The organism is Orbaceae bacterium lpD04, from assembly GCA_036251935.1.
Classification (GTDB): Bacteria; Pseudomonadota; Gammaproteobacteria; order Enterobacterales; family Orbaceae; genus Orbus; species Orbus wheelerorum.
The window spans coordinates 1869945-1890308 of record CP133967.1; the positions used below are offsets into that span (position 1 = coordinate 1869945).

Consider the following 20364-nt stretch of genomic DNA (forward strand, 5'->3'; position numbering starts at 1 on the left):
TGTGATTTCAACTCCACTTATCCTAACTATCTTAGCCGGTGCATCGACATTTATCGGCGCTATTTTGGGTGTTTTAACTAAAAAACCTTCCGCGAGGCTATTAGGATTTTCCCTAGGCTTTGCAGCAGGTATTATGTTATTAATTTCATTAATGGAAATGCTTCCGGCGGCGCTTAATACGCCTTCTGTTTCGCCTATTTTATGTTACTTAATGTTTATTGTTGGCTTGCTTGGTTATTTTGCCATTGACCGATTATTACCTCACTATCATCCACAAGATATTCCATGCGAAAGTGGCGATCTTGAGTGTATAAAGCGGGTTACATCATCACATAAAGATAAATTAAAACGCACAGCAATTTTATTAACACTTGGGATTAGCCTACATAATTTTCCTGAAGGTATTGCAACTTTTATCACCGCCAGTGCAAACATTGAATTAGGGATCGGCATTGCAATTGCGGTTGCTATTCATAATATACCCGAAGGGTTAGCCGTTGCCGCACCCATTTATATTGCGACGGGCTCAAAATGGCAAGCATTATTTTGGGCTAGCATATCGGGTTTCTCTGAGATTGTGGGTGGCGCTTTAACTTATGTTATGCTCGGTGACTACGTAACACCAACACTAATGGCAAGCATTATGGCTGTTGTTTCTGGTATTATGGTTGCGCTTTCAATTGATGAGCTTATTCCTTTAGCGAAAGAAGTGGATCCTAAGCGCAACCCAAGCATTGGTATTCTTTGTGGTATGACAGTAATGGGATTTAGCTTAATTTTGTTACAGTATTTTTAAAGAAAGTGAGCTACATACGTCATAAGTATGTAGCTTAATCGTTATCGTTTAAAATTCATCTTGATTTAAATATGCCCATGCATACTGAGCATAGAGCTCCGCACCTTGTGCCATAGCCTCTTCATCAATATTAAAACAACCATGATGATGCGCCCACTGCGTATCTTTCGTTTTGTTACCGCTGCCTAATAATACAAAGGTACCTGGGATATTTTCGATATAATAGCTGAAATCTTCGCCTCCTGTTGTCGGGCGTTCTTGATATAAATAAGATTCACCAAAAGCTTGTTTAATTATCGACTGCGCTAACAACGCACTACGTTGCTCATTAATAACGGGTAAAGTGCCATAAACATAATCCACCTCTGCCGTAGCTCGGTACATTGCCGCAACTTGATCTGCATAACGCTTTATTGCTAAAACTATTTTTTCACGAACATCAAGATTAAAACAGCGCACAGTTCCTTCTAATACGGCATTTTCAGCAATCACATTAAAACGAGTACCAACCTCCATACGACCAATAGTAACAACTGCAGGCTCTAATGGATCAACTTCACGAGAAACGATCGATTGTACATTCATCACAAATGCAGATGCGACCATAACGGCATCAACGGTATCATGAGGCATTGAGCCATGTCCCCCTTTACCTTTAAATTTAATAGTCAATAAATCGGCAGAGGCAAAGCAAGGACCAACAATGCATGAAATTTTATTAACGGGTGTTTGTGACCAAATATGCATACCAAATACATTATCAACACCTTCCAACACGCCTTGTTTTATCATCGCTTTAGCGCCTTGAGCAATCTCTTCTGCTGGCTGAAAAACGAATCTAATATTGCCAGCTATTTGCTGTTTGATGTCATTGAGTACTTTGGCTGCGGTAAGTAACATTGCCGTGTGAGAATCATGTCCGCACGCATGCATTTTACCATCAATGGTCGATTTATAATCGATTGTTTGGTTTAGCTCCTTTACGGGTAAAGCATCAATATCAGCCCTAAGTAAAATCGTTTTACCCGGTTTACCACCTTTTATCTCAGCAATAATACCCGTCGGCTCAGTTCGCTTATAATGAATGCCGAGTTTATCTAACTCCTGTGCAATACGCTCTGTAGTACGAACTTCCTCAAAGGGTAATTCAGGATGCTTATGCAAATCGCGCCGAAAAGCCACCATATCATGGTTATATTGAGCAACTAATGTCGCTATTTTATTATTAATCATTACTCTTCCTTTCCTTCACTCAGCTTATTACTAATTTATTGGCGTTATCATTCCAACCATGACGCCAGCTAACACTACTGACACAATGGTAACTGATATAAAGCCACCAATTAGCATTGGTGCTAACATATGGTTGTTAAGAATTTGCCTTTCCTTTGCATCAAACGTCAAATTATTAATCACTTCATTGGTAATAATATAATCAGCCGGAAAACCATATAGTGCAGTTAATGCAATGGCAAATGCCATCTCAATACTAACTTTTAAAACCTTACCTATTATCGCTGCAAAAATAAGCATTCCAACTACAGCCGATAAAATTAAAACCACTAATGGCACAAGTAAATTCAATAACATCTGCGGAGTTGCATGATTTAGTGTGTCAAAAATAAATAACATCAATGCCATAACGGCAAAGCCAAATCCATTCGCTTTTTTGAGCGGATGACGTTCTAAAAAACCGATAGATGAGGCAATCACACCAAATAATAAACATAGCACAAAAGGACTAACTGAAATAATAGGGGCTAAAAGAGTTGAAACTAAATAAGCTAAATAGCCGACCAATGCTAAGCGCAAAAATTGGAAATAACTGCTATTATAACTATTTGGGAACTTGCTAAATAATTTGGGCATTGGGTATTCATCTAGTGTATTAACCACATCAAGTTTATGATTTGTTGACGTAGTCTCATAGCTAGATTGCCATACACCTGCTCGGTATTTTTTTAACACACGTAAACCTTCACGTTTTAACATAATCGATGTTAATGGGTAACCAACAAAACCCTGCATAACATAAATCACTATTGCAAATACCGATAAATCAAGTAAACCAGCTTCTTTCGCGCCACCCGACATGATAATTGCCGAAACAATGCCCCCAACCAAGGGGGGAATAGCAACGATTACCGTATTACGATCAAAACAGAGCATACCTACAATTGCACATATAACAATAATGCCGACAATGCCCGCTAAAGAAATTAAAATCGTTTTCCACTGTTTTTTTAAATCACGTAAAGATAATAATGTCCCCATATTCGTAATTAATAGGTACATTAACATCACTGCAACTGATGTTGTTATCCCCGCTCTACCAACAATATCTTTTGGGAAAAAAGTCCAATAACCGGCAAGGAAAAGCACCGCACAGATGAAAACAGAAGGAACCCATGCTTTGGTATATGTTGAAATAACATCACCGATATATAATATAAAAAGAATCAATACAAATGCCATCATTTGCGGCATATCTAACATCGTAGACATAAAAACTCCATTTTAATATCAAATTCGTTGCTAAAATAACATTCGCTTAACATGCAATAATATCGTTTTAGTTATTAATTTTTTTATTTTGCCAATAAGGTAGATTAGCAATATAGCTAATCGCTAGCAATATTTTATTATGATGGCGGTATAACTTATCAGTGAGCGTTGTTGATTATCTCAATATAAAAAAAGCCTTTTATTTAAGGCTTTTTTGAATTTTATCATATTTATAATGATACGAATGATTATTCAATATTTTGAATTTGTTCACGCATTTGTTCAATTAATACTTTAAGCTCAATTGCTGATGCTGTAACATCTGCATTGATCGATTTGGAAGCGATAGTATTTGATTCACGGTTAAACTCTTGCATCATAAAATCGAGTCTACGCCCTACCGCTTCATTTTTCTTAAGGATTGAATAAGTTTCTTTTACGTGCGTTGACAATCGATCTAGCTCTTCGGCAACATCGATTCTTTGTGCTAATAAGATCAGTTCTTGTTCTAAACGATTTGATTCAAGCTCAATTTTAGCTTCATCTAATTTGGCATGTAATTTATCTTTCTGCCACTGTAAAATTTCAGGCATCCAATTACGAATTTTTATCACTTCTTGGGTTATGCCCTCTAAACGTTGGATAATCAATAACTCTAACGCGTTACCTTCTCTTTCTCTTACTTCAATAAAGTCATTAATCGCGATTTCAAGTGATGCTAAAATTTCTTGTGAAATAATATCAAGATCTTGTTCTTTCGCTGACATAACACCCGGCCATCGTAATACATCAACAACATTGACTTCACCCGTTGATGCTTCATCGCGGATCCAATTCGCGGCTTGTAATAACTGTTTAGCAAGCTCTTTATTTAAAAAGAGTTCTTGATGTTGATTAGCCAAATCAAGCTCAAAACGCAAATTACATTCAACTTTTCCCCGCGTTAAACGGCTTCTAAGTTTTTCTCGAATGATGGGTTCGAGTGAACGTAATTGTTCTGGTAAACGGATATACGTTTCTAAATAACGTTGATTTACGGAGCGAAGTTCCCAAGCGGCATGTCCCCAACTGGCATTAACGTCCTTTCTTGCATATGCTGTCATACTACGAATCATAATCTTAACCTTTAATAACAAATTACGCCCATAATATCATATTAAAGAATGATTAATATAATAGATAATAAAACAGATTATTATCATACTGATTTTTAATATCTCAAGATAACACACTAAAGAATAGAACTTAACTTACTGTTTATTTACATAATTATTTCAAAATAGAATAACAAGCTGCATTAAAATTAATAATTTATAGTATATAATTTGCGCTGCATGTTTTTTATTTTTTAATCAGCTTTAATCAGGAGTTAATCATGAGTAGTAAATTTGAAATTTTTAAAAGTCCGAAGAATAATCAGTTTTATTTCCATTTAAAAGCAAGTAATGGTCAGATAATTTTACAAAGCGAAGGATATACAACGAAAAGTAACTGCTCAAATGGCGTTCAATCAGTTAAGAAAAATGCCCCTAGCGAGAAAGCTTATGACAAAAAACCAAAATATTTTAATTTAAAGTCATTAGATAATGGCCAAATCATTGGTACAAGCCAGCAATATTCAAGTGAATCAGCGAGAGATAATGGCGTTGAATCAGTACAAAAAAATGCCCCAATCGCTGAAGTTGTTGATTTAACAGTAGGCGCTTAAGTTCATCATTATTAAATAGAACCCGCAAAATTGCGGGTTTTAAATTTGTCATATCAAAAAGCTCGATTTAATCACTAAAATCTCAGTATATTACACAAATTGATCTGTGCATTATGCAACAAATTCTGTATAATGCGCCCTTAGCTTAGGCTAAACATTGCTCATTCAAATTGAGAAATGTCCTCCTAATACAGTATTGATTCAATATAAAATAAAAAACCACGTTGGAGATAGACATGCGCCCTTCCGGCCGAACTGCGGAACAAGTCCGCTCGATAAAAATTACGCGTAATTATACTAAACATGCCGAAGGTTCTGTTTTAATTGAATTTGGTGAAACTAAAGTACTTTGTAATGCAACCGTTGAAGAAGGTGTTCCACGTTTTCTTAAAGGTCAAAATCAAGGCTGGATAACAGCTGAATATGGTATGTTACCAAGAGCCACAAATACCAGAACTCAACGTGAAGCAGCTAAAGGCAAACAAAGTGGCCGAACAATGGAAATTCAGCGCTTAATTGCCCGCTCACTTCGCGCAGCAGTTGATCTTAAAGTACTAGGTGAATATACGATAACCCTTGACTGTGATGTTATCCAGGCAGATGGCGGTACACGCACGGCATCAATTTCTGGCGCATGTGTTGCACTTTATGACGCGCTTAATGGCATGGTAGAAAAAGGTGTATTGAAAACCAACCCATTTAAAGGCTTTATTGCCGCTGTTTCAGTTGGGATCGTTAAAAATGAAGCATTATGTGATTTAGAATATATCGAAGATTCTAATGCTGAAACCGATATGAATGTAATTATGACTGACGATGGACGAATGATTGAAATACAAGGAACCGCTGAGGGCGAACCATTTAGTCACGATGAATTAATGACCTTACTTGCTTTGGCAAAAAATGGCATTAGTACTATTATTGAGGCACAAAAAACAGCATTAAGTATTGCCTCATAAAATCGATTTAAAAAGCGACATAAGTCGCTTTATTTTTATTTATATTATTAAAGCTCATTTATTAAAGCTATTTTTTAAAGTATTAGTACCTTAACGTCTGGAGAAATATCATATGAAGTCATACAAACGCCAATTTATTCAATTCGCACTTGAAAGAGAAGTATTGCGATTTGGCGAATTTACTTTGAAATCAGGACGAAAAAGCCCCTACTTTTTTAATGCTGGATTGTTTAATACAGGTAAAGATCTCGCGCTATTAGGTCGTTTTTATGCCGAAGCTCTCATTGATGCAAATCTCAAATATGACGTTATTTTTGGCCCTGCATATAAAGGGATCCCAATTGTTGCAGCAACAGTTGTTGCACTGTCAGAGCATCATAATATTGAAATTCCATACTGTTTTAACCGCAAAGAAGCTAAAGATCATGGTGAAGGTGGTAATTTAGTCGGTAGTTCAATTAAAGATAAGCGCGTAATGTTAGTTGATGATGTTATTACAGCTGGGACAGCCATTCGTGAATCAATGCGTATTCTTGAAGATAATCACTCAAAATTATCTGGCGTACTTATTAGCTTAGATCGTCAAGAAAAAGGCAAAGGGGAGCTATCTGCTATCCAAGAGATCAAAAAAGCTTATAACTGTGATGTCATATCGATTATTACATTAGATGATTTAGTTAATTATTTATCTGAAGAAGATGATAAAACAGATGAATTGGCGCGCGTTGAAGCATACCAAAAACAATATGGCGTCACTCAATAACAGTAGCGTTGTCATCCGATAAAAAAAGTGCGAATTTGAAGTGACCCCCAATAGTTGGACAATCAATTATTGGGGGTCTTTTTATGTCAAAATACAGTCGAAATTTAAAAATTATCATTGTTAATGAATTCTTATCAGGAGTATCAACGCAACACATTTTAAAAAAACGTTAAGCAAATAATTATCACCGCAACTAAACTCTCTAAGTTGGTTAAAATAATATCAATGAAACACATTACAACGGTATAATATTAATTCAATAATGCAGTGTTATTTTTATTATCTTTTCGGACTATTAGATGCATATTTTTATTAATATAATAAATTGACCCAAAATCACATATAATCAATAATTGCTCTATTACAAAGTGTGTTTTATCGAGCATAATATCGCTTACTTATGTAATTCATTCACCATAAATCACGTTATTTAGAAGGTTGAAAAAATGAAAAAGAAACTTTTATTTGTTCTACTATTAAATTTAGGGATCACCTCAGTATCTCATGCGGCTCAATCAGTTATCGCGCACGATGATTCAAATAATATACTCGAATTACAACGTCTTAAATATGGTAACGATGCTATTGTCATCGGCAACATTAATACCAGTATAAGCGAAACAATCAAAATAAAACCCGATACAGCTGAGTTCTCAATTACCTTTATCACCGAAGGCACAACGCCAACCATTGCATCCAATAGTAATGCAACTGGCATGAAAATGTTAAATGAGTACCTTAATAAATTAGGTATTAAAAATGATGATTTAACGACCGTCGCTTATCAAAATTATGAAAATGAAAAACAACAACCAACAGCCGATCAAGCTAAACGTTATAATTCAACATTTACCGTCCATGCTAACATGACTAATGATCAGTTTTTCAATGCCTTAAAATTACTCGATAAAAATAATATTAATGATATAAAACAAAATCCCGAGAGTAAATTTTATATTTTTAATATTGAAGAAAGTAGCGATTCTATCGATAAAGCAAAACAATTAACGCAACAAAAATATCAACGAATTATTAATGAGTTAAATAAGTTAGGTATTAGTAATATTTCAATTGCAGGCTATGATAGTAAAGCTATTTCAGATAAAACTGAACTTGTAAAAAAATACTATGTTCAAAATACCATTCAAATAAAAGTAGCTGACTTTACGCTAATTGGCAAAATTATTGCAAAAGCTCAGGAATTAAAAATGATGGTAAATAATGATATGAATTACCAAGTGTCAGATTCAGAAAAAAACCGTGTTTTAGCGCAGTATGAACAAGCTATTTATAATAAACTTGCGGCAAAAGCCACTCGATTACTTGGTCAGCAATATCAGCTAGGCTTTCCAACTAACCTTAATAGCGATGAAAATAGCAATATTTACTCAGTACAAGCAAGAAATTATGGCTATACACAAAAAATGCTGAGCGCTCAAGCTCAAAATTTTACTGAGGATAGTATTGATATTCAGCCACCCTCTGAGTTTTCAATTACATTAACTATGTCAGGATCATTTGAAGTTATTAAAGCAATAAAGCAATAAAGCAATAAAGCAATAAAGCAATAAAGCAATAATTATGCTAGCTAAAGGGTTCAATCCTTTAGCTTTTTTTTCACTATAATAACACCTTACAACAAAATATTAACGAAAAATAAGTCTGATTAGAAGGTCAAAATAAGTTGCTTATCAAGCTGCGGATCGATTAATGTCACATGGAAACCAATCAATCTAATCCCCCGTTCTTTTCGCCTATCTTGCCAGATTTGATTAGCCTGATCTATGAGATCTTGCTTATTAAGTTTTGGATATATATGTTCTTGTGTAGTTATCTGAAAATCATGAAATTTAAATTTGACACCTTGCCTAGCAATGACTAAATCATCTCTGACTTTACTTAATCGTTTTTCCAGCTCATCATATAATGAGTCGAAAAAAGGTAAACATTCCTCCCAGCGATAAATATCACTAGCAATCGTTCTTTCAACACCTACTGATTTACGTTGTCGATCATTATGAACTTCTCGATCATCAATCCCCTGACAACGTTCATACAATACTCGCCCAAATTTACCAAACTGATTTAAGAGTTTGCTTAAATCATATCGAGTGACATCTCGACAATAAATTAATCCTAATTCAGCTAATTTTTTTTCTGTTACTTTACCAACCCCAGGGATTTTCTTTAGTGGTAAATTAATAATAAACTCTTGTACATTATCAGGCGGTATAACATATTGGCCATTAGGTTTATTCATATCAGAAGCAATTTTAGCCAAAAATTTTAATGGTGCAATGCCAGCTGATGCGGTTAAATTAAGCTCTTTTGCAATCTTTTGCCGAATATCTTGAGCAATTAACGTTGCAGATCCATGAAATAAAGTACAATCAGTGACATCAAGATAAGCCTCATCAAGTGATAATGCTTCAATTAATGGGGTATATTGTTTGAATATTTGATGAATTTGTTTAGATACATCTTTATAAATATGATGACGACCAGCTACAACTTTAAGATGCGGACATAATTTGATAGCTTGGGCCATTGGCATGGCGCTATGAATTCCATACTGACGAGCAAGGTAATTGGCCGTAGCAACTACCCCCCTTTTTCTAGGATCACCACCTACCGCAATAGGTAGGTTACGGTAACGAGGATTATCTCGCATTTCAACCGCAGCATAAAAGCAATCCATATCAATATGAATAATTTTTTTTACCAAATTCATCGCTAAACTATCATTACAACTGTATAAATATACAATATATACTATATTTATCCTACCGCCTATATCAATTTAGTATCGCTATCCAATTTTTACAATTACTGGCATAATATAGCCATTAGTTTTACAAAATAAGTTAATATTGTGCCTGAATCTACTTTAGCAAACAAATTATGCGACCGCTTTCGCGGTTTTTACCCGGTTGTAATTGATATTGAAACGTCTGGTTTTGATAATAAAAACAATGCAATACTTGAAATAGCTGCGATCACAGTGAAAATGAATCATGATGGTTGGCTCGCTATAGATAACAAAATTCATTTTCATGTCAATCCATTTGAAGGGGCAATACTTGAACCCTCTGCATTGGCTTTTAATGGTATCGATCCATCAAATCCACTACGTGGCGCTGTATCAGAATTAACGGCGATAGATGAAATTTTTAAAATGGTGCGTCAAGGCATTAAAGATAATAATTGTAATCGCGCGGTTATCGTTGCCCATAATGCCCATTTTGATCATGGTTTTTTAATGGCCGCAGCAGAGCGATGTAAAATCAAACGTAATCCATTTCACCCTTTTGCAACCTTTGATACCGCCTCATTAGCGGGATTAATTTATGGGCAAACCGTGCTAGCTAAAGCTTGCGAAACGGCGAAGATCCCATTTGATCACAAAGAGGCGCATTCAGCGCTGTATGATACCGAAAAAACTGCTGTCTTATTTTGTGAAATGGTTAATCGGTTTAAATCACTCGGTGGTTGGCCTCTGACCGAAGAAAATAATCATTCTTAACGTTTGATTTGTATTTAACTTATCTAAAAAATGATAACTCAATCGCTTATTATTAAGCTAGCTTGCATACTTTTATAAGCGTCAGATAGTGAGTTGGATGACTAATTATTAAGGGAATATAGTTATTCCCTTATTTTAGATCTAGTAACGAATTTTGATTACGCGTTAAGCTGTTTGATATTTACTAGCCGTTTCTTTCACTAAGGTTTGCAGTTCGCCAGATTGAAACATCTCAATCATAATATCACATCCACCAACTAATTCGCCTTCAACCCATAATTGCGGGAAGGTTGGCCAATCAGCGTATTTAGGCAGCTCGGCTCTAATATCTGGATTTTGTAAAATATCAACGTAAGCAAATGGGGCACCACATTGCGATAAAATTTGTGATGCTTGTGCCGAGAAACCACAACTTGGTAATTTCGGCGAGCCTTTCATGTATAAGATGATCGGGTTGTCACCGATCTGCTTTTTAATTTTTTCAATAGTTGTCATTGTCATCGTTAAATCAAATCCTACTAAGTATAGTAATTTGATATATTAGCGCAAAATTCAACAATCATATGCATAGATAATAACTATCGCTGTAGTTATTATTTTTTATCTAACTGATACCTATTACCGATATATTCTCGACACACCCTATATTTTGCTAATGGTTTAGGCTACAATAAAGTCAATAAATAACTGTTACTAGCTAAATTGTGAATACTTTACGTTCGTCATTAAGACAAGTTTTTTATCATAGCAATGTACTTTATAGTATGCGCATTTTAATTAGTCTTGCTGGAACTACCTTTATTCCTTGGTATTTTGGTGAGATTAAGGCGGTGATCCCATTAACACTCGGCGTTGTTGCCGCAGCATTAAGCGAGATTGATACACGTTTACTCTATCGCTTAATCAATCTAATTTTCACATTAGCTTGCTTTGCATTAGCAGCCTTTTCTGTTCAATTATTATTTCCCTACCCTATTATTTTTATTATAGGCCTCGTTTCATCAACGTTTCTTTTTACGATGCTTGGTGCTTTAGGTCAACGTTATGGCGTGATTGCTTTTGGCTCATTGCTCATTGCTGCCTATACCATGCTTGGCCATAAAATGTATGATGACTTTTATTCGCAGCCTATATACTTATTAGTTGGAGCAATTTGGTATAATTTGATCTCTTTTATTGAATCAATATTGCAACCAATAAGAACAACACAACAAAACTTAGCAGTATTATTTTTTAAACTTGGCCAATACTTAGATGCAAAAGCGGCTTTGTTCGATCCAGATGAAAGTAATGGTTTTAAAAGCCAATTATCAAGTTTGACACTTGCAAATAACCAACTTATTGATGCCTTAAATCAAACGAAGCATTCACTATTTAATCGGTTAAAAAGTTATCGTGGTCAAACTTATATCCGTAATATGCTCAATTACTATTTTGTCGCTCAAGATATTCATGAACGAGCAAGTGCCACTCACGTTGCTTATAAAACGCTTTGTCAGGAGTTTAAACACAGTGATATTTTATTTCGCTTCGCTCGTATTTTAAACTTACAAGCAAAAGCCTGTAATACCCTTGCAATTAGCATTAAGTATAACCAAATTTATCATCATAATCCGGCATTTGAGAAATATTTTAGCTACTTAGAAGAAGCTATTACAAATAGCCAAGGCGATCGTAAACTCATTAACGCCCTTACCCATTTATTAAAGAATCTGCAAAATATTGATTTGCTTTTATCAAATATCAACAATGAACAGCAACTCTCGAGCCAATATACGCAAAGACAACTCATTGATAACAACTTAGGTGGTATAAAAGACAGTTGGCAACAAATTAAACAAAATTTATCGATTAAATCGCCGCTATTTCGTCATGCTGTGCGTATGAGTTTAGTCTTCTCAATTGGATATATTATTATTCAAATAACAAATATGCAGCATGGCTATTGGATTATTTTAACCAGCTTATTTGTCTGCCAACCGAACTATTCAACCACTAAATTTCGGCTAAAATTAAGGGTACTTGGTACGATTGCAGGTATTGCAATAGGTATTCCTCTTACATTTTTATTACCTAACATTGAAGCACAATTATTACTTATTATTTTAAGTGGTTGGTTATTTTTTCTATTTAAAAACTCTCAATATGCCTATGCTACAGCATTTATTACTTTACTGGTGTTTTTTAGTTTTGGACTTATTGGCGAAAGTAGCTTAACAGTTGCTATCTTGAGAATTATTGCAACGGTTATTGGCTGCATTATTGCTTGGCTTGCGGTCAGTTTTATTTGGCCTGATTGGAAGTTTCGAAATTTAGGTAAACTCATAAAACGGGCATGTAATGATGATAGTCATTATCTTGCCTTAATAGGAAGCCAATATCTTTCAGGTAAAAGCAACGATGCTCAGTATCGATTAATTAGGCGCAGTGTTCATGAAAATAATGCTGACTTATCGGCGCTGATTAGTATTATGACCAAAGAGCCCCATATTGATCAGCAATTTACCGATCAAGCCTTTCGTTTTCTAACCTTAAATCACAGTTTAATTAGCTATATTTCAACACTTGCAGCTCACCGAGATAAAACAATAACAGATGGAACATTAACGTTGTTTGATGATACGTCAGTTTTTATTATTAATGTCTTAAATGAGCAACAAAAAATTGATCAGCACTTAGTCTTACTTCGTCAAGTTATTAGCGATACGTTAGATAAACAAACTCATGATATCGATAATAATGACTCAATTATTTTGCAACAACTATTACTGATATTAGATATTTTACCTGAGATGTTACAGTTAATTGAGCAACTAAGTAAAAATAATAATTAATCATTTAAGGGTGAGTATTTTCTTTTCATTGAGTTAAAAATTGTTAAAAAAAAGCGTATTCATAGCAAATACGCTTTTTTGGTGTTATCAACAGATAATATTATTTAATGATTAATACTCATAGCTAATATTAAATTGAACTTCATTTTTACTATAACTATTTGTACCAAATTGATGAACAACCTGACCCCATATGCTAGTATCTTTCGTTAACTTACCAAGTAAACCAACTTTAATCTCACCGACATTACGGCCAATTGTATCGTCAAATGATTCAATATCAATCTTCGTTTTTTCCGATACGTTATTGTAGAGCCAGTTAGCTTCAACATAAGGATTAAATTTATCTACGTTATCAGTATAGTTACTATATAAACGTACACCTAGTCGATTGGTGATCCCTGATGCTTTTGATTTTCCAAATTCAGAACCATTGCTATCAGTAAATGCTTCAGAATTAACTTGATTAAAGATAATTTGGTTATGTGGTTGTAAAATCCAGCTATGACCTGTATCACTATCTTCAGATAGTACAAAGCCGTAACCACCTTCTAATGATAATGCATAGCCGTAACTATCGTATTTAACTTTATTTACTTGAGCATCACCTTTTAATGCATTGTTATACAACGCGCCATGACCCCAAAAATCAGCGTATGGTCCTTTATTCTCATCAGGTACCCAGCTTGCATAAATCCCCATCATATACCCATCAACCGTACCGTCTGATTTGGTGCCTGATTGATTTGAATGGTTTTTAACATTACTGTGACCATAACCATAATAAATACCACCAACAAAATCATCACTTTTAACAATATCAGCACCAATTTGCATTATGTAAGTATCGGCTTTAAAGTGTTGTCTACCATTAAGTGTATCGCTTTTCGCTTTTGAATAATTGGTGCGCCCCCAAATTGCGCTATTGCCTTCCCTAACACTATAACGTCTATCATAGATATCTTGGTTAAACATTGTGGCTGCAATATATTGGTTAGCTAAGTGTGTACCAACATTTGGATCAACCATTTTATTATTAACTTTATCAAAATAAGTTAAATAAAAGCCTTGACCACTTCCTGTCGTTAATCGATATTCATATCCACCATAAACCACAACATCACCTAAAACAAAGGCATCATTGTTTTGTGTGCCTAATACATCAATTAATTTGATACCATCGTTAATCGTTTCTACTGCTGTACTACCAACGACCGGTGTAACAAAGATTTTCGTTGCAGCGCTTCCTAGTTCAACATTATCTAGTACTAACATATCACTTTGGCTATCTGCATCACCTTGGTTAATAACAGTATTCATTTTAATTGAGCCACCATTAGCAACAAAAGTACCATCACCATTGGTTCCCGCCGTATCACTACCACTAATAACTAGTACATTCCCTGCTTTAGAGCTTCCATTAGCGGTTAGGTCAATAATACCCGAGTTACTAAAACGACTCACATTTAATAGTTGTGCTTGGCTTGCACCATCAGCCATACTTAATGCGCCAACAGAATGATAATCGCCCGTGGTATCAAGTGTTAAATCGCTATTTCTGGCAACTAAACTAATTGTACCTTGGTTATCAATCACACCACCGCCAAAACTTGAAATAGCAGCGCCTTCCGTATCTTTAGTATAATTACCATAATTTAATGCGGCTGCTTGGTAAGTATTTCGTAAATCCCACGCTCCAGTATTGGTTAGGTTAGTTGTTGCAAATGTTGAGTCAGTAGCAGTACCCGTTTGGATATAACCTGTCATATTGCTAGCATTAGTCACATTGACCGCTGCTGTGCCGCCATTTTGAACAAAGATAGCTCGGTCATTACTTGAATTTAATGTACCGTCATTGGTCACGGTAAATGTACCGTCTTTTGAATAGGCATTAATCGCTATACCACTATGAGCACCGCCCGTTACCTTAGCTGCGCTTGCAATATAAATATCAGCCGTTCCTGACGTTCTAACATCAATACCTTTTAATCCTAACGAAGCGTCAACAACCGCGTCATTATTGACATTGACATTAATCGTATTTGCCACGCTAGAATCATTTTGTAATGCCATTATACCTGCATTAGATACAGTATTGTTAGGATCGGATTTTAATACGATATTTCCACCATCATGGTTTACAACAATATTTCCTGTATCTGAGATTGCTTGTATACCATGAGTATAAGCAATAAAATCAGCATTGTTATATGTTGTTGCAATATTACCTGTATTATTAATTGTGATATCGCCATTAACTAAATAGGCTGCAATTCCCATACTATTTTCGGCATTAATAGCGCCACTATTATTGATTATAACGCTTTTCGCACTTGATTTAGCAATCAGATTTGTTTCTGTAGTACTTGAATTTTCTTGAACATTTACTCTAATTGCACTTAATGAATTAGTTTTGCTCGTTTGTGTAATATTACCGGTATTGGTAATAACTAAAGAATCATTAGCATTGGTTTGCGCAACTATTCCTGAAGCTATAACTGAATTAGCCGCATTTGATAGATTAATATTACCACTATTAATAATATTAGCAGTCACGCCCTGAGTAGTTGGCATGCTTGAATAATTGATACCACTACTTGCTTTGCCATTGATATTAATATCGCTGATATTATTAATATTTACATTGCCCAATGAGCTATTACCGGCAACGGTAATACCATTTGAATTATCGCCATTGGTTGTAATCGTTGAGCCAGCTTGAGTATTTATATCAATATCACCCGATGTAACGCCAGTAACATTAATACCTGAAGAGTCGATTCCGTTGGTTACAATATCTCCCGCAGTTTGCTCTATCATTACTCCATTATTATCACCCGAAACACTAATGCCATGCGAGTTAACGCCCGATGTAATTATTTCACCGCTATTACTAAGAGTAACTGTTCCAGAACCATTATTAACAATATCGATCCCATTTGAGCCGCCAGAATATGTCACTAATTTACCAGTATTGGTAACATTAATAATACCGGTACTTGCACTATTTAAAATACCGGCTTTAATCGCATGAGATTTGATTTGCGTATCATTAGCCTCGGCTAAATTTCCGATGGTAATTGCGGTATCAGTATTAAAGATATTAATATCACCGCTGTTAACTGACCCACTCTCATGTACAGCATAAATACCATACGTATTGGTGTTACTTCCTACCGGTGTATCTAAGTTTATTATCCCGCCACTAGTTGTGATAGAGATATTATTTGCAGAACTACCTGTATCGGTTGCAACGATAATTCCATTTGCATTATTTCCAACCGAATTAGCGTCAATACTAGTCATTCTAACATCGATATCACCACTGGCCGATTTAGATAGAATATTTACAAGAGACGTATCAGCACCGGTTGAACTGTATTTCATATGAGATGCTTTTACCGTGATTGCAGCTTTGTCGCCAGTTGTCACAACATTGAAAGCATTAGCATTATTGCCATTAGTTTTAATGCTATTATCATTAGCAGAAATATTAACATCACCGCCAGCAGATATTACATCAATAGCATTGGCTGAATCATTTAAAATTTCCATACTTGCCGTGTTATTAATATTTATCTTTCCAGACTTTGACGTAGCATAAATACCACTCTCGCCTGATTTAAGGGTTCCTCCGACTGTAATTACATTAGCGCCCGAACCATTATTAATACTACTAATTCCGACTCCATCTGCAGTAATAGTAGATGACGATGAAGTAATCGTACTCGAACCTGAGCCGTTATTGATACTGCTAATTCCAATTCCATTTGCAGTGATACTAGATGAAGATGAAGTAATCGTGCTCGAACCTGAACCGTTATTGATACTACTAATACCATTCCCCTTTACAATCATAGAGGATGATGAGTTAATATCAATACTCGATGCGCCAGTACTTTGAGCATTAGCATAGATCCCGCCACCTTGGGTTGACACAATCGTATCTGAAGTTGAACTTATCGATAAATTATCGGCCGAATTACTAACACCATTAATCGCATTCCCCTTAGTGTCTATATTATAGGAGGAATTTGCTGACTCAATACTAACCTTTCCTGAGTCAGCACTAGTACTTGCGAATATACCATTAGCATTACCTGTTCCTGCCGCATTAACTGTCGAAGAGGTAACCGTAACACTCACATCTTTACCTGCCCCAGTATAATTACTAATTTCACCAACAATAACATTCGCATCATTACTGTTTGTTGTCGAATAGGTTCCTTCATCTACTGTAACGGTAACTTTACCAATAGTATCCGGTGTTGATGATGTTGTTTTACCAACAACTGCCGACGTATTAGTACCTGATGTTGAAATAATGGAGTTTGTAATTGTTATTGAAGAATTTGCACCATCAGTACCTACTCCAATAATTGCAGTCTCAGTTTCATTGTTATTTAGCTCATTCTCACTAATTGTTACTGTCTTTCCTGAGCCCGTTGCAGTTTTACTGATTGGGGTTGCAAGAGCTAGGCTTGATACAGATAATAAAGCAGAGCCAACCATTACAGCTAATATGGAAGCGCTCACACTTTTATTCTTTGCCAATTCAGAAGTAACAACTGATTGCCCTTGACCATTTTTCTTGATCTTATAAATTTTATTCATCTTTCATCTCTTTTTGCTTTGTTTGTCAAATTATTATTGTGAGATATACTTAATTATCCATATCCCACTTTATTTCTTTAAAATTTAATTGATTAAAATCAAATTTAATTTTTCATATTATATATACTTTATTACAAAGGTTAAGCTTCTTTCATTATAACTATACTTTTTTTTTTACATAAGAAAGAAATTTAATCAATTTTTATCGGTACCACATACAAAAGTAAATATTTAAAAATAATTATTATCTAAAAGGGACTTAAATTAACGAGGTAATTTATTGAAAGTACCACCAACAAACGTCGTCTCGTTAAATCGGTGAATTAAATAGCTAGCTCGTCTAACGAAGATGATATCGAATAGTGAAGTATGATATGATAGTCAGGCTTTAGTTCAGGGAATATTATGAGGGAAAAATGGCATCATTAAAGGATGTGGCAAAATTAGCGCAAGTATCATTAATGACGGTATCTAGAGCGATTAATAGCCCTGATAAATTAAATAAAGATACTTACACAAAAGTTAAAAAAGCGATTGATGAGCTAAATTATGTGCCAGATGTATCGGCATTAAAAATTCGTGGCGATCGAAAAGTACCACAATTAATTGGCGTACTTGCCTTAGATACGGCAACCACTCCCTTTTCTGTAGAGTTATTACAAGCAATTGAAAAAACAGCGCAAGCACACCAATGTACTACTTTAATCGTAAACTTATTTGATGATCATGATGCTGAGCAATCAATTAATACGCTACTCTCTTATAGGCCTGCGGGGATTATTTTCACCTCGATGGGATTTAGGAAAATAACTATTCCGTCTAAATTACAAAGTCAGCCTCTTGTTCTGGCTAATTGCATTAGCTCCGATTTGCCTGTCGCAAGTTATGTTCCTGATGATTATCAAGGACAATACCACGCAATGGAACGTGTTATTGCGCAAGGTTATAAAAAACCGTTATGTATATACTTATCATTAAATACACTAGCAGGTAAACTTCGTCGTAAAGCCGTTGAACAAGCTTGGCAAGATCATAATTTATTATTGAGTGACTTAACGTCATACCACTTAAATCTTGAACTTGGCGATGAACACTACCTCGACACGATCGAAATTATTAATCGCTATTTTAAAGAAGGATCACCAGATATTGATGTGATTATATGTGGTAATGATCGAATTGCTTTGCTCGTATATCAAGTATTACTTGGGCTAGGTTATAAAATTCCCCAACAAGTCGCGGTATTAGGTTACGATAATATGGTTGGGATCGGTGAATTGTTTTATCCACCATTAACGACCGTGCAACTGCCACATTATCAAATTGGCGAACGAGCAGCATTGCATATTATTAATGGAATAAAAGACAAACAAGAATATAAAATAGATTGCCCATTATTAATCAGGCAATCTATTTAAATACCGAGTTTATTTAACTAACTTAGCAAAGTAAGTGAATTAAATCGACCGATCGTTTAGAAGAAATATTTGAACCTAACCCTTCCACCATAACGATGTTCGTCACCGCCGCCCTGCTTCTCATCACGATCGAGCATTGACCAATATGCACCTAAATAGATGTTAAAATTATCCATATCCATGACATTAGGAATAAGATAAGAAGCATGAACAGTATGTACTTTATATTTACCAACAGTGTCAAGTCCATTAAAGTTAGTATATGCAGGGTTAAACGCTTTAATATCATTAGCTGCAAAAATATAGCCTAATGCATATTGCTGCCAAATAGCATTAATACCTGCCGTAAAGTCTTTCTCTTGCTCAGCATCTAAGTAAGCGGTACTCATATTAACGAGTAAGCCCTCTGATGCACGACTAAAATCACCGACACTATTCCAGCTCATCGTTAATCCATAACCGGTTCGTTTAGATTGATCTTGCCAATCACCATTAGCATCATGATAACCATAAGCATTATTAACAACATTACTTTCAACTGCGGCAGCGATTGAAAAATCTTGATCTTTATACGAAATAACAGGGCGTAAATAAACCACGTTTTTATCATTTTTTAACTTATAACCATGATAAAGATCATCATAAAATAACGTTGTACCGTCTTTTATCATCGTATTAACTTCAAAATTAAAACCACCTAAGTTTTTTATAAGCTGTAAGCTTCCGCCACTGCTGCTACGCCCCCTAGCTTCTTTCATCATATAGATATAGCCAAAGCCGTCATGATATAAGTCATTAGAAGTATTACCTGAATACTCAATAAAGGTATCTTGACCTAATGGGAACATATCATACGCTTCAAAGCGACCTATTTTTAATTGCCAGTCATTTTGTTTACCAAAATAAAAATCAGCATCATCTAAATTAACTTTTCCACTTAGGTCAGCAAGGGGTTGCACGGAAAATCCTGCATAATTTTGATTTTCCAATACTCTTTTGCCATCTAAACCAATTAAAATTCGCCCATTAACATCCCAACGATTAATATCGTCAGCATCAAAATCCTTTTTAGCGGTTGTTTTAACTGAAGTGAGCTGTTTTTTCTTGCTTGCAGCATCAACATTAAATTCAACATCGCCATACAGCTTTAGTTCACCTTGTGGCGTTTGCCACTCAATTGATGCCAAAGCTGGTACTGAATACAAACAACATAGACCAAGAATTAAACTAGATGATTTCATTTA

General features: G+C 35.1%; 15 protein-coding genes. 8 read left to right on the top strand and 7 right to left on the bottom strand.

Translation table 11 applies throughout. The features are described from left to right. Window position 1 precedes the first annotated feature (1 nt). A complete protein-coding gene (gene zupT / locus RHO14_08415) occupies window positions 2–796 on the top strand; it encodes a zinc transporter ZupT (protein ID WVD70378.1) in 795 nt (264 codons plus the stop codon). Window positions 797–844: 48 nt separating this feature from the next. Here the strand turns inward: zupT and RHO14_08420 are convergent, their stop codons facing one another. From RHO14_08420 to RHO14_08430, 3 genes are all read right to left on the bottom strand, one after another. Continuing rightward, window positions 845–2029 (bottom strand): M20 family metallopeptidase, encoded by a 1185-nt coding sequence (locus RHO14_08420; protein WVD70379.1) that lies wholly within the window; start codon window positions 2027–2029, stop codon window positions 845–847. A gap of 30 nt (window positions 2030–2059) precedes the next feature. After that, on the bottom strand, window positions 2060–3301 hold the full coding sequence (locus RHO14_08425) for a hypothetical protein (GenBank protein ID WVD70380.1): 1242 nt from the start codon (window positions 3299–3301) through the stop codon (window positions 2060–2062). Between the two features lie 248 nt (window positions 3302–3549). Continuing rightward, a complete protein-coding gene (locus RHO14_08430) occupies window positions 3550–4416 on the bottom strand; it encodes a YicC/YloC family endoribonuclease (GenBank protein WVD70381.1) in 867 nt (288 codons plus the stop codon). Between the two features lie 260 nt (window positions 4417–4676). Here RHO14_08430 and RHO14_08435 point away from each other — a divergent pair, with 260 nt between their 5' ends. The 4 genes from RHO14_08435 to RHO14_08450 all read left to right on the top strand — a co-directional run bounded on the left by RHO14_08435 (window position 4677) and on the right by RHO14_08450 (window position 8278). After that, window positions 4677–5009, top strand: coding sequence for a YegP family protein (locus tag RHO14_08435; GenBank protein ID WVD70382.1), 333 nt, complete (start codon window positions 4677–4679; stop codon window positions 5007–5009). A 236-nt stretch (window positions 5010–5245) separates the two neighbouring features. Beyond that, on the top strand, window positions 5246–5968 hold the full coding sequence (gene rph / locus RHO14_08440) for a ribonuclease PH (protein ID WVD70383.1): 723 nt from the start codon (window positions 5246–5248) through the stop codon (window positions 5966–5968). Window positions 5969–6080: 112 nt separating this feature from the next. Beyond that, window positions 6081–6731: an orotate phosphoribosyltransferase gene (gene pyrE, locus RHO14_08445; protein WVD70384.1), complete on the top strand. Its 651-nt coding sequence runs from the start codon at window positions 6081–6083 to the stop codon at window positions 6729–6731. 446 nt (window positions 6732–7177) lie between these two features. Further along, window positions 7178–8278 (top strand): SIMPL domain-containing protein, encoded by a 1101-nt coding sequence (locus RHO14_08450; GenBank protein WVD70385.1) that lies wholly within the window; start codon window positions 7178–7180, stop codon window positions 8276–8278. 119 nt (window positions 8279–8397) lie between these two features. Here the strand turns inward: RHO14_08450 and dinB are convergent, their stop codons facing one another. Further along, window positions 8398–9462 (bottom strand): DNA polymerase IV, encoded by a 1065-nt coding sequence (gene dinB / locus RHO14_08455; protein WVD70386.1) that lies wholly within the window; start codon window positions 9460–9462, stop codon window positions 8398–8400. Between the two features lie 141 nt (window positions 9463–9603). Here dinB and rnt point away from each other — a divergent pair, with 141 nt between their 5' ends. After that, window positions 9604–10254 carry a ribonuclease T gene (rnt, locus tag RHO14_08460; protein ID WVD70387.1) on the top strand — a complete coding sequence of 217 codons (651 nt, stop codon included), beginning with the start codon at window positions 9604–9606 and terminating at the stop codon, window positions 10252–10254. A 165-nt stretch (window positions 10255–10419) separates the two neighbouring features. Here the strand turns inward: rnt and RHO14_08465 are convergent, their stop codons facing one another. Continuing rightward, a complete protein-coding gene (locus tag RHO14_08465; protein ID WVD72502.1) occupies window positions 10420–10749 on the bottom strand; it encodes a Grx4 family monothiol glutaredoxin in 330 nt (109 codons plus the stop codon). Between the two features lie 209 nt (window positions 10750–10958). Between RHO14_08465 and yccS the strand changes: the two genes are divergently transcribed. After that, window positions 10959–13088, top strand: coding sequence for a YccS family putative transporter (gene yccS / locus RHO14_08470; GenBank protein ID WVD70388.1), 2130 nt, complete (start codon window positions 10959–10961; stop codon window positions 13086–13088). Between the two features lie 111 nt (window positions 13089–13199). Here yccS and RHO14_08475 read toward each other — a convergent pair whose 3' ends face one another. Further along, window positions 13200–17702, bottom strand: a complete 4503-nt coding sequence (locus tag RHO14_08475; GenBank protein ID WVD70389.1) for an autotransporter outer membrane beta-barrel domain-containing protein — start codon at window positions 17700–17702, stop codon at window positions 13200–13202. 416 nt (window positions 17703–18118) lie between these two features. Here RHO14_08475 and RHO14_08480 point away from each other — a divergent pair, with 416 nt between their 5' ends. Then, window positions 18119–19120, top strand: a complete 1002-nt coding sequence (locus tag RHO14_08480; GenBank protein WVD70390.1) for a LacI family DNA-binding transcriptional regulator — start codon at window positions 18119–18121, stop codon at window positions 19118–19120. A gap of 56 nt (window positions 19121–19176) precedes the next feature. On the opposite strand, the gene RHO14_08485 is transcribed toward RHO14_08480, so the two are convergent. Continuing rightward, entirely contained in the window at window positions 19177–20361 is a 1185-nt protein-coding gene (locus RHO14_08485; protein ID WVD70391.1) for a carbohydrate porin, read from the bottom strand. Window positions 20362–20364: the final 3 nt, after the last annotated feature.